General features: G+C 57.9%; 25 protein-coding genes and 1 tRNA gene. 11 read left to right on the plus strand and 15 right to left on the minus strand.

What is annotated here, in order from left to right; genetic code table 11:
* The first annotated feature begins 25 nt into the window (after positions 1 to 25).
* Both ACR0AU_RS01640 and ACR0AU_RS01645 read left to right on the plus strand, forming a co-directional pair.
* Positions 26 to 1,228, plus strand: a complete 1,203-nt coding sequence (locus ACR0AU_RS01640) for an RSP_2647 family RNA methyltransferase (RefSeq protein WP_480752914.1) — start codon at positions 26 to 28, stop codon at positions 1,226 to 1,228.
* Positions 1,225 to 1,767: an RSP_2648 family PIN domain-containing protein gene (locus tag ACR0AU_RS01645; protein WP_480752915.1), complete on the plus strand. Its 543-nt coding sequence runs from the start codon at positions 1,225 to 1,227 to the stop codon at positions 1,765 to 1,767. Before ACR0AU_RS01640 ends, ACR0AU_RS01645 begins: the two co-directional genes overlap by 4 nt.
* A gap of 68 nt (positions 1,768 to 1,835) precedes the next feature.
* On the opposite strand, the gene ACR0AU_RS01650 is transcribed toward ACR0AU_RS01645, so the two are convergent.
* The 7 genes from ACR0AU_RS01650 to ACR0AU_RS01680 form a co-directional block, all read right to left on the minus strand.
* Entirely contained in the window at positions 1,836 to 2,525 is a 690-nt protein-coding gene (locus ACR0AU_RS01650) for a M48 family metallopeptidase (RefSeq protein WP_170396642.1), read from the minus strand.
* Positions 2,526 to 2,609: 84 nt separating this feature from the next.
* Positions 2,610 to 4,412, minus strand: a complete 1,803-nt coding sequence (locus tag ACR0AU_RS01655; protein ID WP_480795178.1) for a hypothetical protein — start codon at positions 4,410 to 4,412, stop codon at positions 2,610 to 2,612.
* Between the two features lie 161 nt (positions 4,413 to 4,573).
* Positions 4,574 to 5,758, minus strand: coding sequence for a vWA domain-containing protein (locus tag ACR0AU_RS01660; RefSeq protein WP_170732429.1), 1,185 nt, complete (start codon positions 5,756 to 5,758; stop codon positions 4,574 to 4,576).
* Positions 5,759 to 5,762: 4 nt separating this feature from the next.
* The gene (locus ACR0AU_RS01665; protein WP_170396648.1) at positions 5,763 to 5,930 is read right to left on the minus strand and encodes a hypothetical protein; all 168 of its coding nucleotides are present in this window, start codon (positions 5,928 to 5,930) and stop codon (positions 5,763 to 5,765) included.
* 6 nt (positions 5,931 to 5,936) lie between these two features.
* Positions 5,937 to 7,301, minus strand: a complete 1,365-nt coding sequence (locus tag ACR0AU_RS01670) for a DUF2927 domain-containing protein (RefSeq protein ID WP_170406392.1) — start codon at positions 7,299 to 7,301, stop codon at positions 5,937 to 5,939.
* Positions 7,298 to 7,747 carry a GNAT family N-acetyltransferase gene (locus tag ACR0AU_RS01675; protein ID WP_170732427.1) on the minus strand — a complete coding sequence of 150 codons (450 nt, stop codon included), beginning with the start codon at positions 7,745 to 7,747 and terminating at the stop codon, positions 7,298 to 7,300. The genes ACR0AU_RS01670 and ACR0AU_RS01675 overlap by 4 nt, the downstream gene beginning before the upstream one ends.
* Before the next feature lie 90 nt (positions 7,748 to 7,837).
* Complete coding sequence (locus ACR0AU_RS01680; protein ID WP_170396653.1) at positions 7,838 to 8,683, minus strand: AAA family ATPase; 846 nt, start codon at positions 8,681 to 8,683, stop codon at positions 7,838 to 7,840.
* A gap of 385 nt (positions 8,684 to 9,068) precedes the next feature.
* On the opposite strand from ACR0AU_RS01680, the gene dksA reads away from it, so the two are divergent.
* The gene (gene dksA, locus ACR0AU_RS01685) at positions 9,069 to 9,491 is read left to right on the plus strand and encodes an RNA polymerase-binding protein DksA (RefSeq protein ID WP_074736317.1); all 423 of its coding nucleotides are present in this window, start codon (positions 9,069 to 9,071) and stop codon (positions 9,489 to 9,491) included.
* 72 nt (positions 9,492 to 9,563) lie between these two features.
* Complete coding sequence (locus ACR0AU_RS01690) at positions 9,564 to 10,715, plus strand: FAD-dependent monooxygenase (RefSeq protein ID WP_170732425.1); 1,152 nt, start codon at positions 9,564 to 9,566, stop codon at positions 10,713 to 10,715.
* Between the two features lie 4 nt (positions 10,716 to 10,719).
* On the opposite strand, the gene xth is transcribed toward ACR0AU_RS01690, so the two are convergent.
* Complete coding sequence (gene xth / locus ACR0AU_RS01695; RefSeq protein ID WP_170611073.1) at positions 10,720 to 11,499, minus strand: exodeoxyribonuclease III; 780 nt, start codon at positions 11,497 to 11,499, stop codon at positions 10,720 to 10,722.
* A 280-nt stretch (positions 11,500 to 11,779) separates the two neighbouring features.
* A complete protein-coding gene (locus ACR0AU_RS01700; protein WP_170406378.1) occupies positions 11,780 to 12,103 on the minus strand; it encodes a HesB/IscA family protein in 324 nt (107 codons plus the stop codon).
* Between the two features lie 76 nt (positions 12,104 to 12,179).
* Here ACR0AU_RS01700 and ACR0AU_RS01705 point away from each other — a divergent pair, with 76 nt between their 5' ends.
* The gene (locus ACR0AU_RS01705; protein ID WP_170732423.1) at positions 12,180 to 13,337 is read left to right on the plus strand and encodes a deoxyguanosinetriphosphate triphosphohydrolase; all 1,158 of its coding nucleotides are present in this window, start codon (positions 12,180 to 12,182) and stop codon (positions 13,335 to 13,337) included.
* On the opposite strand, the gene ACR0AU_RS01710 is transcribed toward ACR0AU_RS01705, so the two are convergent.
* Positions 13,319 to 13,870 (minus strand): putative pterin-binding protein, encoded by a 552-nt coding sequence (locus ACR0AU_RS01710; RefSeq protein ID WP_480795179.1) that lies wholly within the window; start codon positions 13,868 to 13,870, stop codon positions 13,319 to 13,321. The two genes, ACR0AU_RS01705 and ACR0AU_RS01710, sit on opposite strands and share 19 nt — an antisense overlap.
* A gap of 130 nt (positions 13,871 to 14,000) precedes the next feature.
* Here ACR0AU_RS01710 and argS point away from each other — a divergent pair, with 130 nt between their 5' ends.
* From argS to ACR0AU_RS01740, 6 genes are all read left to right on the plus strand, one after another.
* Positions 14,001 to 15,746 carry an arginine--tRNA ligase gene (gene argS, locus ACR0AU_RS01715; RefSeq protein WP_480795180.1) on the plus strand — a complete coding sequence of 582 codons (1,746 nt, stop codon included), beginning with the start codon at positions 14,001 to 14,003 and terminating at the stop codon, positions 15,744 to 15,746.
* A 39-nt stretch (positions 15,747 to 15,785) separates the two neighbouring features.
* Positions 15,786 to 16,877, plus strand: a complete 1,092-nt coding sequence (locus ACR0AU_RS01720; RefSeq protein ID WP_480795181.1) for an SPOR domain-containing protein — start codon at positions 15,786 to 15,788, stop codon at positions 16,875 to 16,877.
* Positions 16,874 to 17,881, plus strand: coding sequence for a beta-N-acetylhexosaminidase (gene nagZ, locus ACR0AU_RS01725; protein WP_480795182.1), 1,008 nt, complete (start codon positions 16,874 to 16,876; stop codon positions 17,879 to 17,881). Before ACR0AU_RS01720 ends, nagZ begins: the two co-directional genes overlap by 4 nt.
* Entirely contained in the window at positions 17,871 to 18,665 is a 795-nt protein-coding gene (locus tag ACR0AU_RS01730; RefSeq protein ID WP_170509855.1) for a segregation and condensation protein A, read from the plus strand. The genes nagZ and ACR0AU_RS01730 overlap by 11 nt, the downstream gene beginning before the upstream one ends.
* Entirely contained in the window at positions 18,658 to 19,308 is a 651-nt protein-coding gene (scpB, locus tag ACR0AU_RS01735; RefSeq protein WP_170567026.1) for an SMC-Scp complex subunit ScpB, read from the plus strand. Before ACR0AU_RS01730 ends, scpB begins: the two co-directional genes overlap by 8 nt.
* Before the next feature lie 65 nt (positions 19,309 to 19,373).
* Positions 19,374 to 19,613 (plus strand): hypothetical protein, encoded by a 240-nt coding sequence (locus ACR0AU_RS01740; RefSeq protein WP_170611055.1) that lies wholly within the window; start codon positions 19,374 to 19,376, stop codon positions 19,611 to 19,613.
* Between the two features lie 3 nt (positions 19,614 to 19,616).
* On the opposite strand, the gene ACR0AU_RS01745 is transcribed toward ACR0AU_RS01740, so the two are convergent.
* The 5 genes from ACR0AU_RS01745 to ACR0AU_RS01765 form a co-directional block, all read right to left on the minus strand.
* Positions 19,617 to 20,696, minus strand: coding sequence for a 2'-deoxycytidine 5'-triphosphate deaminase (locus ACR0AU_RS01745; protein WP_170611156.1), 1,080 nt, complete (start codon positions 20,694 to 20,696; stop codon positions 19,617 to 19,619).
* Positions 20,697 to 20,757: 61 nt separating this feature from the next.
* Positions 20,758 to 20,834: transfer RNA gene (locus tag ACR0AU_RS01750), tRNA-Pro, on the minus strand.
* Positions 20,835 to 20,895: 61 nt separating this feature from the next.
* Positions 20,896 to 21,486 (minus strand): MerR family transcriptional regulator, encoded by a 591-nt coding sequence (locus ACR0AU_RS01755; RefSeq protein WP_480795183.1) that lies wholly within the window; start codon positions 21,484 to 21,486, stop codon positions 20,896 to 20,898.
* Positions 21,487 to 21,504: 18 nt separating this feature from the next.
* Positions 21,505 to 21,807, minus strand: coding sequence for an integration host factor subunit alpha (gene ihfA, locus ACR0AU_RS01760; protein WP_008755922.1), 303 nt, complete (start codon positions 21,805 to 21,807; stop codon positions 21,505 to 21,507).
* Positions 21,808 to 21,903: 96 nt separating this feature from the next.
* Complete coding sequence (locus tag ACR0AU_RS01765; protein WP_170406350.1) at positions 21,904 to 22,875, minus strand: beta-ketoacyl-ACP synthase III; 972 nt, start codon at positions 22,873 to 22,875, stop codon at positions 21,904 to 21,906.
* Between the last annotated feature and the right edge of the window lie 20 nt (positions 22,876 to 22,895).

Here is a 22,895-nt window from a genome sequence, read left to right on the forward strand (position 1 = left end):
GTGCATTCACGATTATGAGGGCGCCATGACACCCGTAGCTGACCGCCCCCGTATCCGTTTGAAACCCAAGGCCAATGCGCGTGGCCTGCGCCACGGGTTTCCCTGGGTCTATGCCAATGACATCGTCACCGACCGCCGGACCCGCAAAATCGGGCCGGGGTCCTTGGCTGTGCTGGAAGACGAGAAGCGCGCGCCAATCGCTCTGGTCGCGGTGAATCCGGCCTCAAAGATCATGTGCCGGGTGCTGGATCGCGACATTAACGCGCAGTTGGATGCGGACTGGTTTGAAACCCGTCTGCGCCGCGCGCTTGAGATGCGCGAGCGACTGTTCGATGCGCCTTACTATCGCCTGATCCATGCCGAGGCGGATGGGTTTCCCGGGGTGATCATCGACCGGTTCGGAGACGCCTGCGTGATCCAACCCAACGCAACCTGGGCTGAGGCACATCTTGAATCTCTGACCGACGCGCTAGTCAAGGTGACCGGGGTCGACACAGTGTTGAAGAACGCCTCGGGGCGCACGCGTGTGCTCGAGGGGTTGGACGACACCAATCTGACCTTGCGCGGCATCGCGCCCGATAAGCCTCTGCCGGTGCCAATGAATGGCGCAACCTACATGGCTGACCTGACTGGTGGACAGAAAACCGGCCTGTTCTATGACCAACGCCCCAATCACGCGTTTGCCGCCAAGTTGGTTCACCCCGAGGCGCAGGTGCTGGATGTATTCAGCCACGTCGGAGGCTTTGGTCTGGCCATGCTGGCGGGCGGCGCAGCACAGGCGTTGTCCGTTGACGGCTCGGCAGCGGCGCTCGAACTGGCGGCGAAGGGCGCTGAAGCCTCAGGATTTTCTGCCCGTTTCCAGACCCGACAAGGCGACGCCTTTGATATACTGACCAAACTCGGCGAAGAGGACGCGTTGTTCGACGTCGTCATCTGTGATCCCCCGGCTTTTGCACCTTCGAAACAGGCGTTGGATGCAGGTTTGCGCGCCTATGAGCGTACCGCACGTCTGGCGGCTCCGCTGGTCAAACCGGGCGGGTATCTTGGCCTCTGCTCCTGTTCTCATGCCGCTGATCTGGGCCGTTTCCGCGATGCCTCATCCCGTGGGATCGGACGGGCAGGACGACAGGCCCAACTGATCCGAACTGGCTTTGCCGGGCCGGACCATCCACAACTGCCGCAGCTGGCAGAAAGCGGCTACCTCAAAGCCGTGTTTTACCGTCTGTGAAGGTCGTTCTGGATACCTGCGTCATCTATCCCACGGTGATGCGAGAGATGCTGTTGGGCGCTGCGAGGCTTGGTTATTTCACGCCCGTCTGGTCTGCACGTATCCTCGAAGAATGGGCCCGCGCCGCCCGCAAGCTTGGCCCCGAGGGCGAGGCGCAGGCGCGCGCCGAAATCGCGCTGGTTCAGGCCCAATGGCCAAATGCCGAGCAACCCGCCAACCTCGGTGTTGAACAGCGCCTATGGTTGCCGGATGCCGCCGACATCCACGTTCTCGCAACGGCGGTCACAAGCTCGGCAGATGTCATTGTCACCGTCAATGCCAAGGACTTTCCCAAGAATATGTTGGCCGACGAAGGGCTTGAGCGGCGCGATCCGGACGGGCTGCTGCATGAACTCTGGCTGTCCGACCCCGAAGGCATGACGCAGGTTTCCAAAGCGGTCCTTGCTGAAGCCAACCGGCTATCCGGTGCTCAATGGACCTTGCGCAGCTTAATGAAAAAAGCCCGCCTGCCGCGCCTTGGCAAAGCCCTGAGTACTTAATTCGGGATCCCATTCATCTGGCCAAAAATTTCTCGGGGAGCGCGAGGGGCTGGCCCCTCGCTCCTATCCTAAACTCCCACGCCCCACTTTTGTTCAAGTACTTCCAGAGCTGCGATCCGCTCATCCGTCTTTGGATGACTCATCAACCAAGCGGGCACAACGCCCGCGCGCTGCTGTGTCAGATCCTCAAGCTTGTGGAACAAAGACTTCTGTGGACCAATCCCGATCCCGGCTTTTGTCAAAAGCGCAGCCGCATATTCATCCGCCTCATATTCATCACTCCGCGACAGGCGGGAGGCCAGCAAATGAGTCAGCATATTTGCAATCCAGGCTCCAATGAACGGGATGAAGCGGTTCAATAGCATCATCAGCGCAGCACGCAGGGCGTTTTGACCCGAGAAATCAATCATCCGCCGCCGGGCGTGGCCAAGGGCGACATGGCCCAATTCATGCGCGATTACGCTTGCCATTTCTTCCGCTGATACTTCGCCGTTGCCAAATTTGCGATAAAAACCGCGAGTGATGAAAATACGCCCATCCGGCGCTGCCAGCCCGTTCACCGGATCGATCTCGTAGATGTAGACTGGGACCCGATCAATCTCCAAGGCTGCAGCCAGCCGGTCCGTCATGCGTTTTAGCGCAGGATCGGCCAGTTCGGTGGACTTCGCATCCAACTCACGATGCGTGCGCCAGACGGATATCCGGTACATCACAACGGCATAGGCTATGGCCAGCAGGATGGGTGTTAAGCGAAGCATGAGTTAGATATGGGCGGCCCACCCAGAGGAGGCAAGCGGTAACTCGCCCTTCACGTCCGATCAGTTATTTGGCTCAATCCAGCCTTACCTGCCTGGCGAGGGCAGGTGCAGGTTCGAATGAAACTCGGCAAGGGACTGCTTGGTTAAGATCTCGCCCTTCGAAGCCTCAAAAAATGCGCGTTCAGCTTCCTTTTCTGCGACCAGAGCATCAACTCTCAGGTCCCTCACATCTGCGCGCAGAGCGTCGCGCGCCTCCTCGTAGGTTTCAGCATCGCGCAGCTCATCCTCAAGCGCACTCAGCTTGTCATCATAGTCCGGGTCCGCAGGATCAAGTGCGGCGATATCATCGGCGATGTCTTCGCTGCTGCGGCCATCGTAGTCTTCGTTCAGATCACGCAGTTCACGGCGCGCCTCATAGAGGTCACCGCGTAAGTCGTAATAGGTTTCCGCCGCCGCCTGGTAGGTCGCGATTTTGCCGACATTGCTGTTGGGTGAAGCGTTGCGGAACGCTGGGGCCGCTGCCTTAGACGCATTCAGGTTACGCAGCTTGTCCGAGCCATAGGGATCGGTGATCGCTGCAACAAGCGGGTCGCGATAATAGCGGTAGCGGTTCTTATTGCGATCGGAATATGGCTTGTCGTAGCGCAGTCGATAGTCGGTTTCATCATAGAACTTCTTATCATCCGAATAGCGGTAGCCGTCAGGATCGTAAGGCACCGGCTGGACCGTTGCCCAGTCCTTGTGCCGGTGGTTTGGCTGTGGCAGATCGAGATTGCCGTGGAACTCGCCCAGCGTCGCCTTGGTCAATGTACGCCCTTTCGAAGCGTCATAAAAGGCAGCCTCCGCATCTTGCAACGCGTCGCGGGTTTCGTATTTCAGATCCCTCAGATCCGCGCGCAGATCGTCGCGCGCCTCCTCGTAGGTTTCGGCATCGCGCAGCTCATCCTCAAGCGCACTCAGCTTGTCATCATAGTCCGGGTCCGCAGGATCAAGTGCTGCGATATCATCGGCGATGTCTTCGCTGCTGCGGCCATCGTAGTCTTCGTTCAGATCACGCAGTTCACGGCGCGCCTCATAGAGGTCACCGCGCAGGTCGTAATAGGTTTCCGCCGCCGCCTGATAGGTCGCGATCTTGCCGACATTGCTGTTGAGTGAAGCATTGCGGAACGCCGGGGCCGCTGCCTTAGACGCATTCAGGTTACGCAGCTTGTCCGAGCCATCGGGATCGGTGATTGCTGCAACAAGCGGGTCGCGATAGCGACGCTTGCCGGGCTTCTTATTGTCATAGTGCTTGGATTTATAATCTGTGCGAGCAACAGGTCGCGGGGAATACTCAACAGGAGCAACCGAGGCCTTGCGGTACGATTTCTTTACCCGGTTCGCGCTTGACTTGGTTTTTACCGGCGAACGCTTGCCAAATAGTTGCTCGACATCGCGTATAAACTCTCTTCCAAAGCCCGCCAGTGTGGTCTTTTGTACCTTGCCGTTCCGTTCCTTAGCTTTAGCAGAGGTTTTGGCTGACCGGTGGTGTTTTGCCTTTTGCTTCTTGTTAAACCCGAAAGCCTTTTCCACGCGGTGCGTTTTGGAATTGGCCTTGCCGGCATCTTTACCCGCGCTTTTGGAACCCTTAGCTTTGCCGGATTTTCCCTTTTCGCCACTTTTGTTGCCGTCGTTGCCTTTTCCGGACTTACCCTTGCCTTTGTTGCCGTCGTTGCTTTTTCCAGAATTACCTTTGCCGCCGCCGCGGCCCTTTCCATTGCCATTATCATTCTTGGCATAAGCGGCGTCAGGGGAAAGTACCAATGTCGCGGTCGCACCCGATGCAATTGCGAACGCTGTAATGGTCAAAACAGATGTCAGGATATTTGGTAGTTTTGAAATGGTCATCTCAGCCCCCCAGCTTCAATCCCTTTGTCGTATATCACGAATTCGAGAGAGGCAGGGAATTTTGCCGAGATTGTTTCTTCTGTGGTGCTTTTGACGCGAATATCTCTGAAAAATGGGCCTATTGTTTCCGGATTCTGAGGCAACCAGGACTCCGACGGTGACTAGCGCGTCAGTTCCCGCATACCTTGTTCTAAACCCGCCAGCGTCATGGGTACCATGCGATCTTCGAATATCTCACGGATCATGCCGATCGAATGGGTGTATTCCCAATACTTCTCTGGCACAGGATTGATCCACAGGTTCGATGTCCACTGTTCGCGTGCACGGCCCAGCCAGACTTGGCCAGATTCCTGATTCCAATGCTCATTTGCACCACCGGGATAAGCGATCTCGTAAGGACTCATCGAGGCATCGCCGACAAAGATGCATTTGTAGTCCGGCCCGTATGTGCGCAAGACCTCGTGCGTCGGAGTTTGCTGATCCCAGCGGCGGCGATTGTCGCGCCAGACGCCTTCATAGAGGCAATTGTGGAAGTAGTAGTATTCCAGATGTTTGAATTCGGTTCGGGCCGCTGAGAACAGTTCTTCCACAACCTTGATATGCGGATCCATCGACCCGCCCACGTCCAGAAACAAAAGCACTTTGACGGCGTTGTGTCGTTCGGGTCGGGTTTTGACATCCAGATATCCGTGTTCAGCCGTAGCCCTGATCGTTCCATCCAGATCAAGCTCTTCCGCTGCACCTTCACGCGCCCAGCGGCGCAGGCGTTTCAAGGCAACCTTGATGTTCCGGGTGCCCAGTTCAACAGTGTCATCTAAGTTCTTGAATTCGCGCTTGTCCCAGACCTTTATGGCACGCTGATGGCGGCTTTCTTTCTGGCCGATGCGCACGCCTTCGGGGTTGTAGCCATAGGCACCGAAAGGTGAGGTGCCCGCGGTGCCGATCCACTTGTTACCGCCCTGATGGCGACCCTGTTGGTCCTTGAGGCGCTCGCGTAGCGTCTCCATCAGCTTCTCAAAGCCACCAAGCGCCTCGATCTCGGCTTTTTCTTCATCCGACAGGTGCTTTTCGGCCATCTTTGCAAGCCACTCGGCAGGAATATCGACCGCCTCGAGTACTTGATCGAAACTGATTTCACCCAACCCTTCGAAACTGGCGGCAAAGGCACGGTCGAACTTGTCGATGTTGCGCTCGTCTTTCACCATCGAAACGCGGGCGAGATAGTAAAACGCCTCGACATCGTATGTCGCCAAGCCCTTTTTCATCCCTTCCAGAAACGTCAGGTATTCGCGCAGAGATACGGGAATGCCAGCGTTTCGGAGGTTTTCGAAGAAGGGCAGGAACATCGTTCTATACCAGGCGGACAATGACCAGTGAAATCACCAGCCCGACCAACGCAAAGGCAATGCCGTAACCTGCAGCGTATTGCGCCATATCCGCACCGCTTCCGTTACGTTTGCGTGCTGTCAACGCGCCCAGAATCGCGCCCAGAATAGCCATGCCCAGAACCACTATCATGTGACGTTATCCACCCGTGCTTGTGGCGGCTGACTGCGCGATGTCTTGTGTGACCGAGCGCACCACCAAATCCGAGCCGAAGCCGTAACGTGCCCATCCGATACTGTCCAGCCGAACGCGACGTGCCTGATCTAGTTGACCGGACTGCCGCAGTGCCTCGGATTTGAGCAGCAGCAGAGTGGCCAGAAGGGCGGCGTTCTCGGCCTTGGTCATGACATTGATTGCTTTGTTCAATTCGGGCAGGGCCTCGGTGCCCTGACCCTGTGCCAAAGCAAAGGCTGCGGTTTGTGCCGTGATATGAGCGCGCTGAATTTCTGTTCCCGGGGTGGCGTTCAGGTATTTCAGGGCAATTTCATATTGCTGCTGCGCCGCCTCGGGGTCGTCGAATTGCCCCATGCGCCCTAGCAGATAATGCGGATAGGCGCGGCGGTGGTCGGTCCAGCCTTGCTGTTGACCAATTCGCGCTGCCTCGTTCGCAGCGTTGACGCGTTTGGCCGTACCAGCGCCAGCCCCCAAAGCGCGTTGAACTGCGTTAATCCAGGCCCGAGGTGTCTCAGTAACCTGTTGTGGCGCAACCCGATCCCCTCTGGGGTTCAGCCGGCTGAGTACGCCGGGCAGAACCGCTGCCACCTGTTCGCGTGTCATGCCATTTTGCAACTCAGGCGCATAGGCTGCGCGCAGGATCAACATGTCGAATCCGGTCAGAACCGTGTGGAAATTGTCGTCGTTGAATACTGAATCGGTTAGGCGATAGAGGTCGTTCAGAGGTCCAAGTGCCTGAGCCAATTCTTCATGCAGGCAGTCCCGAATTTCCTGTGGGCTGGCATCGTAGGGGATGAATATCCCGATCCGTTCACGTTTTCGCAGTTCGGTCCAGTTGCTTTTGCTTTTGCGCCTGTCACGGCGGTATTCTTCCAGACTTGAAGAGTTGGGAACGACGAAACAGGCGGCCTGCGGCAGGATGCGGCGGATCTGTTTCTGGCTTACAGCCTCGATCGTGATGTTCGCCTGACCCTCTGGAATCTGCCGGATGTCGATCTTCGCCTCACGTTGCAACCGGGTCAGTAGCCGGCTCAGGTCGGTCTGCATCGTTGGTGGCGGTGTCCCAGTCAGACGCACCGTGATGGGTCCATCAAACCGGGTGAAAACGGGCAACTCTGCGCCGCTCTCAAGTGCGAAATGCAGCGATAGGAAATCTGCGGCGATGTTCTTGTTTGAGCGGGCAGGCGGGCTTGGACGAGCAGCGCCGAAGGATTTAGACGGCGGTAGCGATGCTTCAATCACCTGGGTACGGGTCGGCGTCTCGATCCGGTCGACCGTGGTGCAGGCAGACAGCGCCGCCAGAAGTAGGGTTGCGCCTAAAAGCCTCATGGTCGCTGATACTTCAGGAACGGCGACAACTTGCCGATGCGGTCATAGAGTTTGCGTGCGGTATGGTTGTTTTCCTGCGTCAGCCAATAGACTGAGGGGGCTTTCTGCCTGTCCGCTTCTTCATAGACGGCCTCAATCAGGGCGCGTCCAACTCCGGTGCCTCGCGCTTCTGGGCGGGCATAGAGATCCTGCAGATAGCAGACACTTTCTTCCTTCCAGGCGTGGCGATGAAACAGGTAGTGGGTCAGTCCAAGCAGTTGCCCATCCAAATCCGCGACAAAACAGGAAAAGTCATTCGGATCATCACCTAAGAGCCGCGCAAAGGTGCTTTGGAAAGTCGAATCCGGCACTTTGGTTTCATAAAATGCCAGGTAGTCACGCCACATTTCGGCCCATTGATCCCGGTCTTCTGGTCGCAAGGGGCGAATTGTGAGGGCGTTAGACATTTTACTATTTCCTGCTCTGGAGGCCCGATTGGCGCGGGGTCTTTCGTTGATGTAATGCTGACACCCGACCGTACCGATGACAAGCTGTGATCACCGCTTGCTACGCGCCATAAAGGCCAGCCGTTCAAACAGATGTACGTCCTGCTCATTTTTTAGAAGCGCACCATGTAGCTTGGGCAGTGCATTCACACCGTCGCGTTTAAGGTCCTCAGCGCTCAAGTCCTCAGCCAAGAGCAGTTTCAGCCAGTCCAGCACTTCCGAGGTCGAGGGCTTTTTCTTCAAACCCTGCGTTTCGCGGATTTCGTAGAACTGGGTCAGCGCGGTGGTCAGCAGCGCATCTTTGATGCCGGGGTGATGGACTTCGACGATACGGCGCATCGTGGCTTCGTCTGGAAAGCGGATGTAGTGAAAGAAGCAGCGGCGCAAGAATGCGTCAGGTAGTTCCTTTTCGTTGTTCGACGTGATTATGACGATAGGGCGGTTCTTGGCACGGATCGTCTCGCCAGTCTCGTAGACGTGGAACTCCATCTTATCGAGTTCCTGCAGCAGGTCGTTCGGAAACTCGATATCAGCCTTGTCGATCTCGTCGATCAGCAACACGACCTTTTCATCCGCGTCAAACGCCTGCCACAGCTTGCCCTTGCGAATGTAGTTCGAAACATCATGCACGCGCTCTTCGCCAAGCTGGCTATCGCGCAAACGGCTGACCGCATCGTATTCATACAACCCCTGTTGCGCTCGGGTGGTGGATTTCACGTTCCACTCAATCATCGTCAGCCCCAGCGCGCCTGCGACCTGTTTCGCCAGCTCGGTTTTGCCGGTTCCGGGTTCGCCCTTGACAAGCAGCGGGCGTTCCAGCGTGACGGCGGCGTTCACGGCAATGTTCAGATCGTCGGTGGCAACATATTCTGCGGTGCCTTGAAAACGTGCGGTCATGGGACCCCTCATGTGGTTTCCGCGGAATGCGGGCTGGGTTTGCTCTGCTCGGGTTACAGAGAGGCAAGGTTATTTACAAGCCGGGCCGCAGCGTCGCGAAAGGATGGAATGGGCTGTAAGTCCAATCTGTTTTGGGCGATTCGTTCGGGGCGGGGTATCGCAGGGGTTGAAGCTGCCTGAAAAACGCCTTGCGAGAACCACAGAAAAACAAGGTTTTGTTGTTACAAGTCTCAATATTAGAGCAGTCGGAGTGACGCGGCGGCGAGGCATACGTTTGTGTAGTGACAATCTCTGCCCCGTCGGATAAACGCTCCGCAGAAGGGGGTGCCGAATGTCAGGTAATACAATCGCAACCGACGTTTCAGGCCATACCGAGGGAGCAAATATGAAGCAGGAAGTTTTTCTGCCGGAAGATTACCGTCCGGCTGAAGATGAACCTTTCATGAATGATCGCCAGCTTGAGTATTTTCGCCGCAAGCTGATGGATTGGAAGACAGAACTACTCGCAGGCAGCCGTGATACGATCGAAGGTCTGCAGGACAACACCCGAAACATTCCCGATGTCGCTGACCGCGCAAGCGAAGAGACCGACCGTGCGCTGGAACTGCGCACCCGGGATCGTCAGCGTAAGCTGGTGGCCAAAATCGACTCGGCCCTGCGCCGGATCGAAGAAGGGGAGTATGGATATTGCGAGAAGACCGGTGATCCGATCTCGCTCAAGCGCCTGGATGCGCGTCCTATCGCGACTATGACGCTTGAGGCGCAAGAGCGTCACGAGCGCCGCGAAAAGGTCCACCGCGACGATTGATCGCTGGGAAATTGCAACAAAACAACAGCGCCGGGGCCTGTCGCCCCGGCGTTTTTGCGTTATGGCAGGCCCATGAATATCAATGGTCTGAATTTCTGCGTCATTGGCGGCGGCATTGGGGGCATGGCGGCGGCACTCGCACTGCGAAGTCAGGGTGCTCAGGTGACGGTTCTGGAGCAGGCCCCAGAACTGACCGAAGTTGGTGCTGGATTGCAAATCAGTGCGAACGGGATGGCGGTACTGCGTGCGCTAGGCGTTGCTGGTAAGGTCCCGGAAGCTGGACAAATCTCGGGTGGGACCGTTTTGCGCGATTACCGTAATGGGCGCGTGATCAGTCGGGTCCCGGTCCCTGCCGCTGGGTCGACTTACTATTATCACCGGGCAGATCTGCTGGACCTGTTGCACAAAGCCGCCTTGCGCTCTGGGGTGGATATTCGGCTGGATGCACCTGTCGCCACGGTTCATAAACACCCAAGCGAAGCCGAGATCGTTCTGGAAAGCGGCGAAAGGCTGCGTGCGGAATGCGCAATCGCCGCAGACGGTGGGCGCAGCGCTATCCGCCCGATCTTGAATGGTCCCGAGGTCCCGGTGTTCACCCATCAGGTTGCCTGGCGAGCAACGATCCCCTGGACCCAGCGAGAAGAACTGCCATGCGCGTCCTTGACGATGGGGCCAGGCCGGCACGTGGTAACCTACCCGCTGCGCGATCAACGCCTCGTGAACATCGTGGCCATAGAAGAGCGTTCCGACTGGCAAGAGGAAGGCTGGCGACGTCAGGGTGATCCCGACGACCTGCGAACCCGGTTCGCCGATTTTGGCGGACCGGTTGGTGACATATTGTCAAAGATTGAAGAGGTTCACCTTTGGGCGCTGTTTCTGCGCCCCGTGGCGCAAATCTGGCAGAATGGGCGATTGGCCGTGCTTGGGGATGCGGCGCACCCGACGTTGCCTTTTATGGCCCAAGGAGCTTGCCTAGCACTGGAAGATGCCTGGGTCCTGACACGCGCGTTCCAGGACAACTCAGGCGTCGCCCGCGCATTGGCTACCTATGAAGCCACTCGACGACCGCGTGCCAGGCAAGTGATTGGCGCCGCAGGCGCAAATGCGCGTAATTTCCACCTTCGTGGGCCAATGAGGCTGGCCGCGCAGGCCGCCTTAATGGCGGTTGGTCCACGCTTGGCGCGGCGCTACGAGTGGATCTATAGCTACGACGCGACCGCGTAAGCGTTCACAGGTCGAGATCAACCCAGACCGGCACATGGTCCGAAGGTTTTTCGTGCCCCCTCACTTCGGCATCGATCCTGCAATCACGCATCAAATCTGCAGCTTGCGGCGTCAGAAGAAAGTGATCGATGCGGATCCCGTCGTTTCTGTTCCACGCACCGGCTTGATAATCCCAGAATGAGTAATGACCGGGGCCTTGCGTTCGTGCGCGAAAGGCTTCGGTGAAGCCCAGATTTAATATCTTGCGAAATGCTGCACGGCTTTCGGGCCGAAACAACGCATCCTCGCGCCAGGCGTCGGGGCGCTTGGCATCTTCGGCCTGCGGAATAATATTGTAATCCCCGGCCATCAATGCGGGTTCCTCTGATGCCATCAAATCGCGGGCACGATCATAGAGGCGCTCCATCCACTCAAGCTTGTAGTCATATTTCGGCCCCGGCACCGGATTGCCATTTGGCAGATACAATCCGCAGATGCGCAGTGCTCTCTTTCCTATGACAGTGGCTTCGATCCAGCGCGCCTGCTCATCACTTTCATCACCGGGCAACCCAAGGGAGACATCCTCAAGCGGCAATTTCGAAAGGATTGCAACGCCGTTGAAGCTCTTTTGCCCATGGGTTTCAACGTTATATCCACGCTCCCCGAAAATCTCGCGGGGGAAATTCTCATCGATTGATTTGATTTCCTGCAGCAACACGACATCGGGCTGTGCCTCATCCAACCAGCGAGGTAACGCCTCGGCCCGTGCCTTGATACCGTTGATGTTGAATGTGGCGATTTTCATGCGTGATCCTCCGGTGCCATTGGCAACCTATCGCGCAGAATACACGCAACGGCAAGTTGCCGAACAAGTTAGCGAGGCTCTGCCTCGCGCTCCGAGGTATTTTTAGCCAGATGAAGAAACGGATTCTTAACCATATTCGTCAAAACTGAGTATGCGGTACAGGCGGAGGCGCCGATGACCGCGCCAGGTGAAGCTCTCTGACTTTGACTGTCAGAGAGCGGATCCCTCTTCATCTGGCTAAAAATACCTTGGGGGTGTGGGGGCAAAGCCCCCACTGGCGCTACATCGAGAACGATGTGCCGCAGCCGCAGGAAGACGTGGCGTTGGGGTTCTCAATCACGAAGCGCGCGCCGATGAGTTCCTGTGTGAAATCAATTACCGCGTTCTCCAGAAACGGCAGAGAGATCGAGTCGACGATGACCTTTTGGCCTTTGCCCTCTAGCACCAAATCGTCCTCTTTCGGCTCATCCAGGGCGATCTCATATTGAAAACCGGAACATCCGCCACCCTCCACAGCGACACGCAGGGCCTGGCCCTGATCTGCGGCACCGATTTCGGCCAGGCGTTCAAAGGCGCGTTCTGTGACTGTTGGGGGCAGATTCATGTCGGTCTCCAAAGGTTTATTTCCTTAGCATCGTACAATATATGGAATCTGACGACAGGCGACAAGGACAAGACCTTTGGACAGAGCGGGTTTTGCCTCGGACCCAGGCCGCGCAAGGGGGCGGCTTGTACCTGAGGAGGAAAGCAGTTTTCGGTCATGCTTTCAGCGCGACCGTGACAGGATAATTCATGCCAGCGCGTTTAGGCGCCTCAAACACAAAACTCAGGTGTTTGTCGAGCATGAGGGCGACAGTTATCGAACCCGCCTGACGCATTCCATTGAAGTGGCTCAGGTGGCCAGGACGATTGCCGGGGCCTTGGGTTTGAACGGCGAATTGACCGAGGCAGTCGCTTTAGCGCATGACCTAGGGCACACACCGTTTGGTCACACGGGCGAGGATGCTCTGCATGCGTTGATGGAGCCATATGGTGGCTTCGATCACAACGCGCAGGCCATTCGGATCGTAACCAAACTTGAGCGTCACTACGCCGAGTTTGATGGGTGCAACCTGACCTGGGAATGTCTGGAAGGAATAGCTAAACACAACGGACCGGTTACTGGCGAGCTGCCCTGGGCGCTGGCCGAATGCAACCAGGGCTTTGACCTCGAACTCCATACCCATGCGAGCGCCGAGGCGCAGGTCGCGGCGCTATCGGACGACATTGCCTACAACAACCACGATCTGTTTGACGGATTGCGGGCGGGATTGTTCAGAGATGAAGACATTCAGCAGCTTCCCATAATTGATGCCTGTTTCGCCGAAGTGGATGCCAAGTATCCGGGTCTTGACCCTTATCGCCGTCGGCACGAGGCGCTCAGACGGGTATTTGGCGTCATGGTTTCGGATGTTATCGACACCTCACGCGCGTTGATAGCGGCCTCGGGGGCGCAGTCGGTCGAGGATATCCGCCATCTGGGTTATCCGGTCATTCAATTCTCGGATGATCTTTGGGCGAAGCTCAAACAGATCCGTGCCTTCCTGTTTTCGCGCATGTATCGCGCACCGAGCGTGATGGAAGTGCGCGCCAGTGTCAGCAAGGTGGTTGAGGAACTGTTTCCGATTTACCTGTCCGACCCGAAACAGATGCCCAGGCACTGGCATGTCGATATCGAGACGGCAAAGGATGAGACCGCGCTGGCCCGCATCGTCTCGGATTATATCGCGGGCATGACCGACAGGTTTGCGCTGCAAGACCATGCCCGGCTTACCGGAGATCACTCGATCGCAATATAGGCGATGGCCCAGACCTGTTGGCTGGCTTGTGTTTGAGCCAGTTCAGCATCATTCGTGGGCGGGAAAACGATCATCGTGGGGCCGTAACTACCAATGCCCATCGGCACGCCATCCGCGTGGGTGGCCACGATGGGTTGATGTGTCTCGATGCTTTCCCATGGGATTTCAGCCTGATAGCCATCCATAGCCATGGGCAGAGCAGATTTGCCCCTCGCACCTGCCATCGTCATCACGTCGGACAACAGTGGGCCGGAAAAGGTATAGTCGCGCTGGTTCTCTGGCGGGCCGTAGGGGATGGTGATTTCGATCTGTTCCAACCCGTCCAGCATGGCAGCGTCAAAGCCTGCTGCACCGTCATGTGTGACTTCGAGAAAACCCAACAGCCCACCGTCGTTCTCAGCGCGCGCGGGCAGATTGGTTTCGGTGATGGCGCCACCGAGCGTCAGCAGTACGTGGCCTTGAGGTGAGGGCATCTCGGCCCATGTGGGCAGGGTGGTGGTCAGCAACAGGGCGAAGGGCAGGGTAAGGCGCATTCAGGGGCTCCGGTCACGGTTTTCCCCGACCTTAGTCCTGATAGCGGTTAATCCAAGCGCAAAATTTAGGCGTCCATTGACCTTGGCGCTTTGCGTGGTAAACCCCGCGGCAAGCAAAAGGACATCCGAAATGAACCTGTTTTCCGAGATCCGCGGCCTGGTACTGGACGCGCTGGCGCAGATGCAGTCCGAAGGCGCGCTGCCTGAGGGGCTGAGCTTTGACAACGTGGCGGTTGAGCCTCCGCGCGATGCGGCGCATGGCGATATGGCGACCAATGCGGCGATGGTACTGGCGAAACCGGCGAAGATGAAGCCGCGGGACATTGCGGATGTGCTTGCGGGCAAGCTGTCTGCAGACGACCGGATCACCAGCGCCGAGGTGGCGGGCCCGGGCTTTCTAAACCTGCGGCTTGCGTCTTCAGTTTGGCAGGGAGTGTTGGCTGCGGTGCTGGAAAAGGGCACCGGTTATGGCCGTTCGACCATGGGATATGGTCAGAAGGTGAACGTGGAGTATGTCTCGGCCAACCCGACCGGCCCGCTGCATGTGGGCCACACGCGGGGGGCTGTGTTCGGTGATGCGCTGGCAAGCTTGCTGGCCTATTCGGGCCATGAGGTGACCCGCGAATACTACATCAACGATGGCGGCGCGCAGGTGGATGTGCTGGCGCGGTCGGCCTATGAACGGTATCGCGAGGCTAATGGGCTGAGCCCTGAGATCGCAGAAGGTCTCTATCCCGGCGATTACCTGATCCCGATCGGTCAGGCGCTGAAAGAGAAATACGGCGACAGCCTGATCGACAAGCCAGAAAGCGTATGGCTGGAAGAGCTGCGCGAATTCTCAACCGACGCTATGATGGACCTGATCCGCGCCGACCTGAAGGCGCTGGGTGTTGAGATGGATGTGTTCTTCTCAGAGAAGTCGCTCTACGGCACAGGGCGGATCGAGGCTGCGCTTCAGTCGCTAACCGACAAGGGCCTGATCTACGAAGGCGTTCTTGAGCCGCCCAAGGGTAAGAAACCCGAGGATTGGGAACCGCGCGAGCAGACCTTGTTCAAGTCGACCGAACACGGGGATGACGTCGACCGCCCGGTCAAGAAATCGGACGGCAGCTGGACCTATTTCGCCCCGGATATCGCTTATCATTATGACAAGGTGAGCCGTGGGTTTGACGCGCTAATCGACGTGTTCGGTGCGGACCATGGCGGCTATGTCAAACGGATGAAGGCGGCGGTTTCGGCCCTTTCCGATGGTAAGGTGCCGCTGGATATCAAGCTGACCCAATTGGTGAAGTTGTGGAAGAATGGCGAGCCATTCAAGATGTCCAAGCGGGCAGGGAACTTTGTCACGTTGCGCGATGTAGTCGATCAGGTCGGGCCTGATGTAACCCGTTTCGTGATGCTGACCCGCAAGAACGACGCACCGCTGGATTTCGATTTCGACAAGGTGCTGGAACAAAGCCGCGAAAACCCGGTGTTCTACGTCCAATACGCCCATGCCCGCGTCATGAGTGTGCTGCGCCGCGCCGCTGAGGCCGGGATTTCTGCCGATGATACTACGCTATCAGGGGCAGATCTGGGCAAGATCGACCACGCCTCTGAGCTGACCGTTGCCAAGAAGCTGGCAGAATGGCCACGTCTGGTTGAAATCGCCGCTCGCACAAATGAACCGCATCGGGTTGCCTTCTATCTCTATGAATTGGCAGGAGATTTCCACGCGCTGTGGAACAAGGGCAATGACGAAACCCAGTTGCGCTTCATTCAGGATGGCGATGTTGCCACAAGCCAATCGAAAATCGCACTGGCCCGGGCTGTTTCTGTTGTGATTTCAGCGGGCTTGGGTATTCTTGGCGTTACCCCGGCGCAGGAGATGCGATAACAAATATCGCCCGAACCGCCGGTCTGAGGCAGACAAGAAATGACCCGCGCGCCACTTTTTACGGCGCAATCGGGCGGTGAGGCGGAAATGGCACGTTACGATTACTCGGGGCAGCATAGCCCCGAGCAGATGCATTACTCGAATCAATCGCATCCTGAAGATGCGTATGATTATCCTGATGAAAGCTATAGCTATGATGACGCCCCGCGCGCAGGCGCTGGGCTGGGCCGTATTGTCAACGTGCTTGGGGCGGTTGCGTCTTTGGCGCTGGTCGCCGGAGTCGGCGTTTGGGGCTACCAACTGATCATGCGCGACGTCAGCGGGGTACCGGTCGTGCGTGCCGCCGAAGGACCCATGCGCGTGCAGCCCGAAAATCCCGGCGGGACGCCTGCTGATCATCAGGGCCTAGCGGTGAATGCAGTTGCCGCTGTCGGGACTGCTGCACCGCCGGCAGATCGTCTGATCCTCGCACCGCGTCCCGTGTCTCTGACTGATGAAGACACGCCCATGACCGCGCTTGAGGCCACAAATGCAGTGCAAGTGATTGAGGAACCTGCCACTGATCAGGCGATCGTGAACGCTCTGGCCGAAGGGCTCGCCGCCGAACCTCTGCCCGAACAGGCGCCTGAGCAGGGCGTGCAATTGGCTTCCCTGGTCACGCCCGAAGAAGAGCCCGCGATTGATCCGGCTGATTACGCAGCGCAACAGCCCGACCCTAAGATTGCTGCACTGCCTGGTGTGCGCCGGTCGCTGCGTCCGCATATGCGTCCAGCCCGCGCTACGCCAAGTTCTATTTCGTCCAACAGCGCTACGGAAGCTGCGATCAATGCTGCAGTAAAGGCTGCTGTTGGTCTGGATGTTGATCCCGATACATTGACCAAAGGCACGCGACTTGCTCAGCTTGGGGCATACGAAAGCGCCGATGTGGCGCAGGCCGAATGGGCACGTTTGAATGGCCGATTTGGAGAATATATGAATGGAAAACAGCGTGTTATCCAGAAGACCTCAAGCGGAGGACGAACCTTCTATCGCCTGCGTGTCATGGGGTTTGATGATCTGAGCGACTCGCGCCAGTTTTGCGCGGCCCTAGTCGCGCAGGGTGCAGACTGTATCCCGGTCGCCGTCCGGTGAGATTTGGCGCGGTTATCACCGATGCCGAAGGGCTGCGCCTGACGCCGGATGAAAAAGCTTTGTTCAAAGAGATGAACCCGTTCGGGTTCATTCTGTTTGCCCGCAACATCGAATCCGCTGATCAGACCCGCGCCTTGTGCGAGGACTTCCGCGCAGCGGTTGGCCGAAATTGCCTAATCACCGTCGATCAGGAGGGGGGCCGCGTACAACGTCTGCGCGCACCTTTAGCCCGTGAATGGTTGCCTCCTTTGGATCATGTCGCGCATGCCGAAGATCAGGCCGAGCGCGCGATGTATCTGCGCTATCGTCTGATCGCGCATGAACTGCTGGAATTGGGCATCGACAGCAATTGTGCACCGATGGTCGATCTGGCCCGCGAGGGTACTCATGCGTTCCTGAAGAACCGCTGCTATGGGTCTGATCCCGAAAAGGTTTCCGCGATTGGTCGAGCCGTTGCCAACGGACACTTTGATGGCGGAGTGTTGCCGGTAGTAAAGCACATGCCCGGCCACGGTCTGTCGACGCTCGACAGTCATCACGAGTTGCCGCATGTGGATCTTTCTCTAAGTGCACTGGAAGCAGCAGATTTTGCACCATTCCGCGCGCTGAACGACTTGCCGATGGGGATGACGGCGCATTTGGTTTATGACCAGATCGATCCACGGCCCGCAACGATTTCTGCTGGAATGATGACGATGATTAGGGAGCGCATCGGTTTCGACGGTCTGATTATGACCGACGATATCACGATGAAAGCCCTGAACGGCGCGCCCGCCGACTTGGCCCGACAGGCACTGGACGCTGGATGCGATGTTGCTTTGCACTGCAACGGGGCCTTTGAAGAGCGTGCTACGGTGCTCGAAGCCGCTGGTGAGATGTCGGATGCGGCACAAGCCCGCGCAGATCGGGCGCTGGTCCGGAGACAACCGCCACAGGAACTTGACATCCAAGCCGCCGAGGCGGAACTATCTGCCCTAATGGGCGGGCAGGTATATGCAGGATAACCTTTTCAGCGAAGACCCGGTCTCGGTTGCCGATCGGCTGGCCGCCGAGGCTTTGATTGTAGACGTCGACGGGTTTGAAGGTCCGCTCGATGTGCTTTTGACACTTTCGCGTACGCAAAAAGTGGACCTGCGAAAAATCTCGGTTCTTGCGCTGGCTCAACAGTATCTGACCTTTGTCGAAAAAGCGCGTCAGTTGAGGATCGAACTGGCCGCCGACTATCTGGTGATGGCCGCTTGGCTAGCTTTCCTCAAATCCCGCTTGCTGCTGCCCCCGGACCCGGATGACGAAGGCCCATCGGGTGAGGAACTGGCCGCGCACCTCGCATTCCAATTGGAGCGTCTGCAGGCCATGCGCGATGCCGCTGCGCGCCTGATGGCGCGTGACCAATTGGGCCGTGATTTCTTCAAACGTGGGCAGGGTGAGGATGTTACGCGTATCCGCACCGTGACCTATTCCGCGACGCTACTGGACCTGATGCAGGGCTACGCGCGTATCCGCACGCGCGACGAGTTCCGACCCTTCGTCATGGACCGCGACGCCGTTTTCACCATGGAACAAGCGCTTGAGCGGATGCGACCCCTGATAGGCTTTGCCGGTGCGTGGACGGATATGGAGACCTACCTGCCCGAAGGCTGGGATGCTGATCCGGTGCGGCGACGCTCGGCCACGGCTGCAACCTTCGCAGCCTCGCTGGAGCTGGTGAAAGAAGGACATATGGAGATCAAGCAAAGCGAGACCTTTGCGCCGATCCATCTGCGTAAGAGGACTGAGACACGTGACTGACGCCAACGAAGAGACAGGCACACTGTTCGAAGCGCCGCCCTTGGCGGAACAGGAACGTATGGTCGAGGCCGTGCTGTTTGCCAGCGCCGAGCCAGTGACGATTGGCGATCTTGAAGCGCGGATGCCCCATGGCAGCAATGCCGCGCAAGCTGTTGAATCGCTTCAGAAACGGTACGAAGGGCGCGGGGTGCGTGTGGTGCGCGTTGGTGAGGCTTGGGCGATCCGCACAGCCCCCGATCTTGGCTTCCTGATGCAGAAGGAAACGGTTGAGACCCGCAAGCTTAGCCGGGCTGCAATCGAAACGCTGGCAATCGTGGCCTATCACCAGCCCTGCACGCGTGCGGAGATCGAGGAAATCCGGGGCGTGTCCGTTTCGCGCGGAACTATCGACCAGTTGCTCGAAATGGAATGGATCCGGCTGGGCCGCCGCCGCATGACACCGGGCCGTCCGGTGACATTCGTCGTAACGCCTGAGTTTCTGGATCATTTCGGGCTGGAAAACGCCCGTGACCTGCCGGGCCTGAAGGAGTTGCGCGCAGCCGGACTGTTGGAGAATCGCCCACCCCCTGGTGCTGTGTCGCTGGGCGAAGGGCAGGGTGATGACGAGGACGAAGATCAAACCGAGCTGTTCGAAGAAGAGTGATCGGACAGCCCTTTTATTGCCGCAGATCCCGCCTATCATTGGGTGCAGGAAACGGAGTTGAGCCAATGAATGCCAATCGGATCATCGATATGATCGTGCGCCGGGTGATGCGTCGCCTGGTGAACCACGGTGTGGACAAGGGTATTGATATGGCCAGCAAGGTGGGCCGTAAACCGGGTCAGTCTGATACTGGGAATGGCCCCGAGGCGGACCGCCAGATGCGCGATGCGACCAAGCGCCAAAATCAAAGCGCAAAGCAGATGCGGCAGGTGTCGCGTCAGATGCGTCGATTCATGAAGTTCTGAAACTCAGCCCACAGCTTTGAAATGCTTGGACAGTTTCAGGCCTTGACCCTGATAGTTCGAAGCAATCCCAGCACCATATAGCTGTGTCGGCATTTCGGCCATCTTCTCATAAACCAGGCGCCCGACGACTTGTCCGTGTTCCAACACAAATGGCGCTTCGTGGCAGCGCACTTCCAGCACCCCGCGTGATCCAGCGCCGCCTGCTTCGGCATGTCCAAAGCCCGGGTCAAAGAATCCGGCGTAATGTACCCGGAACTCGCCGACCATAGCGAGATATGGGGCCATTTCAGCAGCATACATTGGCGGGATATGCACCGCTTCGCGGCTGACGAGAATGTAGAACGCGCCGGGGTCGAGGATGATGCGACCGTCCTTGGTATGCACCTCTTCCCAGTATTCCTGCGGGTCGTATTCGCCGATCCGATCCAGATCGATCACCCCGGTATGGGGCTTGGCGCGATAGCCGACCAGATCGGTATCGGGCAGTTGCAGATCGACCGAAAACCCCAACCCGTCCTGAATGACGGCTGGCCCATCAACCAACGGCGTTTGACCATGCAACGCGGTCAGCTCGGCGTCGCTGAGTACCGCCTGACCTTTGCGGAAACGGATCTGATTCAGACGCATTCCGGGGCGCACCAGAACCGAGAACGATCGCGGGCAGATCTCGGCATAAAGCGGACCTGTGTAGCCTGCGGGAACCCGATCAAACTCGGTTCCGCCATCGGTGATCGTGCGCGTGAGCAAGTCGAGCCGGCCGGTCGAGCTTTTGGCATTGGCCACCGCACTGACGTCATCGGGCAGGGCGAGCGATTCCATCAGCGGCACCAGATAGACACAGCCCTTTTCCAGAACAGCGCCTTCAGTGATGTCGATGCGGTGCATCTCAAACTCGGCCAGCCGGTCTGCGACAGAACGCCCTTCGCCCGCCAGAAACGACGCGCGCACCCGGTAAGCCACTGTTCCCAAACGTAGATCAAGGCTTGCCGGCTGCACCTGTGCAGGGATGATGTCAGGGCTGGCGGTGATCTCACCGCGTGCAATCATCGCCTCAAGCTGTTGGTTTGGGCAAACACCTGTCATCTCGATCCCCTCTGCTGCCAGAGCGGGATCTGGCCTATGTGCCATAAACGTCGGTGTGATTTGGTCGGGCTAGCAGGACTCGAACCTGCGACCTTCCGTCCCCCAGACGGACGCGCTACCAGGCTGCGCCATAGCCCGACGTTGAGGTGTTCATAAAGACTTTCCCGGCGGGGGCAAGAGGAAATCATCGCCTTTTTTGCTATCCCGCCGTGTGGTGTTCGACGCGATCCAGCCACCTGCGCAGGTCCTTGGCGATGGGTGCAATCTGGTGCAACAGCTCATCGTCATACTCGTCACGATTCCATGCCAGCGAGGCAATACCACCCATCAGCGGCGCTGCATCCAGCTCAGCCGGTATCGGTTTGGGTTCGGGGGTTGCGACGGGTTTCTGAGCCTCTGGGGCAGGGGAATGGGCGGGTTCGTCCAAATCCATGTCGATCTGGTTTGCGGATGGTTCCGGCGCTGAAGCGAACGGAACCACAGTATCGTCGATGCTGGGTGCGGGCGCGTTTTCGTCCAGGCTAGGTGACAGCGATGCAACATGCGCAACGCCCTGTTCCCGAAGGATACGCTGAACACCTTTGATGGTAATCCCGTCCTCGTGTAGCAGTTTCTTGATACCGCCCAGAAGACGCATATCATTGGGGCGATAATATCGCCGCCCACCGGCGCGTTTGACGGGTTTGACTTGGGTAAACCGGCTTTCCCAGAAACGCAGCACATGAGCCTGAACTCCGAGCCAGTCCGCAACTTCACTTATGGTGCGAAAGGCATCGGGGGACTTACTCATAACCTGGATGTCCTGAACTTACTTGCGGTTCCCTGCGGCGACGCGATCCTTCATCAGGTGCGACGGACGGAATGTCAGTACACGACGGGGCTGGATCGGAACCTCTTCACCGGTTTTAGGGTTGCGACCGATACGGGCGGTTTTGTCCCGAACGCTGAAGGTGCCGAATGACGAAATCTTAACCTGTTCGCCACGCACCAGCGCGTCAGACATGTGGTTCAGAACGCTTTCGACCAGCTGTGCGCTTTCATTGCGTGACAGGCCAACCTCACGAAAGACAGCCTCGCTCAGATCCATTCGGGTCAGTGTTTTGTCGCCCATGCTTTTTCCCCTGTTGATGTCTGAGCATATGGCGATGCAAAATTCGCTGTCAATATCAATGAATTGCAGGAGGCTCTGTAAGCCGGATTGTGCCGGTCACCAACGCAGTGCGACCGCACCCCAGGCCAGACCGCCACCAATCGCCTCTGTAACGATCAGATCGCCGGTTTTGATCTGGCCGTTTTGCTTGCCCACCGACAGGGCCAGAGGGATGGAGGCTGCCGATGTGTTGCCATGGTCCTGAACGGTGACCACAACGTTATCCATCGGCAGGCCCATCTTCTTGGCGGTGCCCTGAATAATGCGGATATTGGCCTGATGCGGCACGATCCAGTCAACATCGTCGCTGGACAGACCTGCACGCTCCAGCGCGACTTCTGCGGTTCGGGCCAGTTTTTCGACCGCATGACGGAAGACCTGATTGCCCTGCATCCGCAAGTGGCCGGTGGATTGGGTCGAAACTCCGCCATCAACATAGAGCAGGTCTTTGTAGCGTCCGTCCGAGTTCAGGTCGGTCGCCAGAATGCCGCGATCGTCCGAAGTGCCCTGACCCTCTTGCTCTTCCAGAACCAATGCGCCCGCGCCATCGCCAAATAGCACGCAGGTCGACCGGTCGGTCCAGTCCATGATTCGCGAAAAGGTCTCGGCGCCGATCACCAGTACGCGCTTGGCCTGACCGGACAGGATCAGGGCGTTGGCGTTGCTGAGCGCAAAGACAAACCCAGCGCAGACCGCCTGTACATCGAAGGCAAAACCTTTGGTCATGCCCAACCGGGCCTGAACCATGGTTGCCGCCGAAGGAAAGGTCAAATCAGCTGTGGAGGTTGCCAGCACAATCGCGTCGATATCATCCGCCGTCAGTCCGGCATCAGCCAGTGCAGCTTCGGCCGCTTTGGTGGCCAGATCGGAAGTGGTTTCGTCCTCGGCCGCGAAATGTCGCCGCTCGATCCCGGACCGGGTGCGAATCCATTCGTCCGTCGTATCCAGCGTTTTCTCGAACTCAGAGTTCGGTACAACGCGCTCTGGCAAATAATGCCCGACACCTACAACAACTGAGCGGCCTGCCATGCTGGGGTACTGCCTTTTTT

This window comes from Ruegeria sp. CG1 (assembly GCF_056537265.1).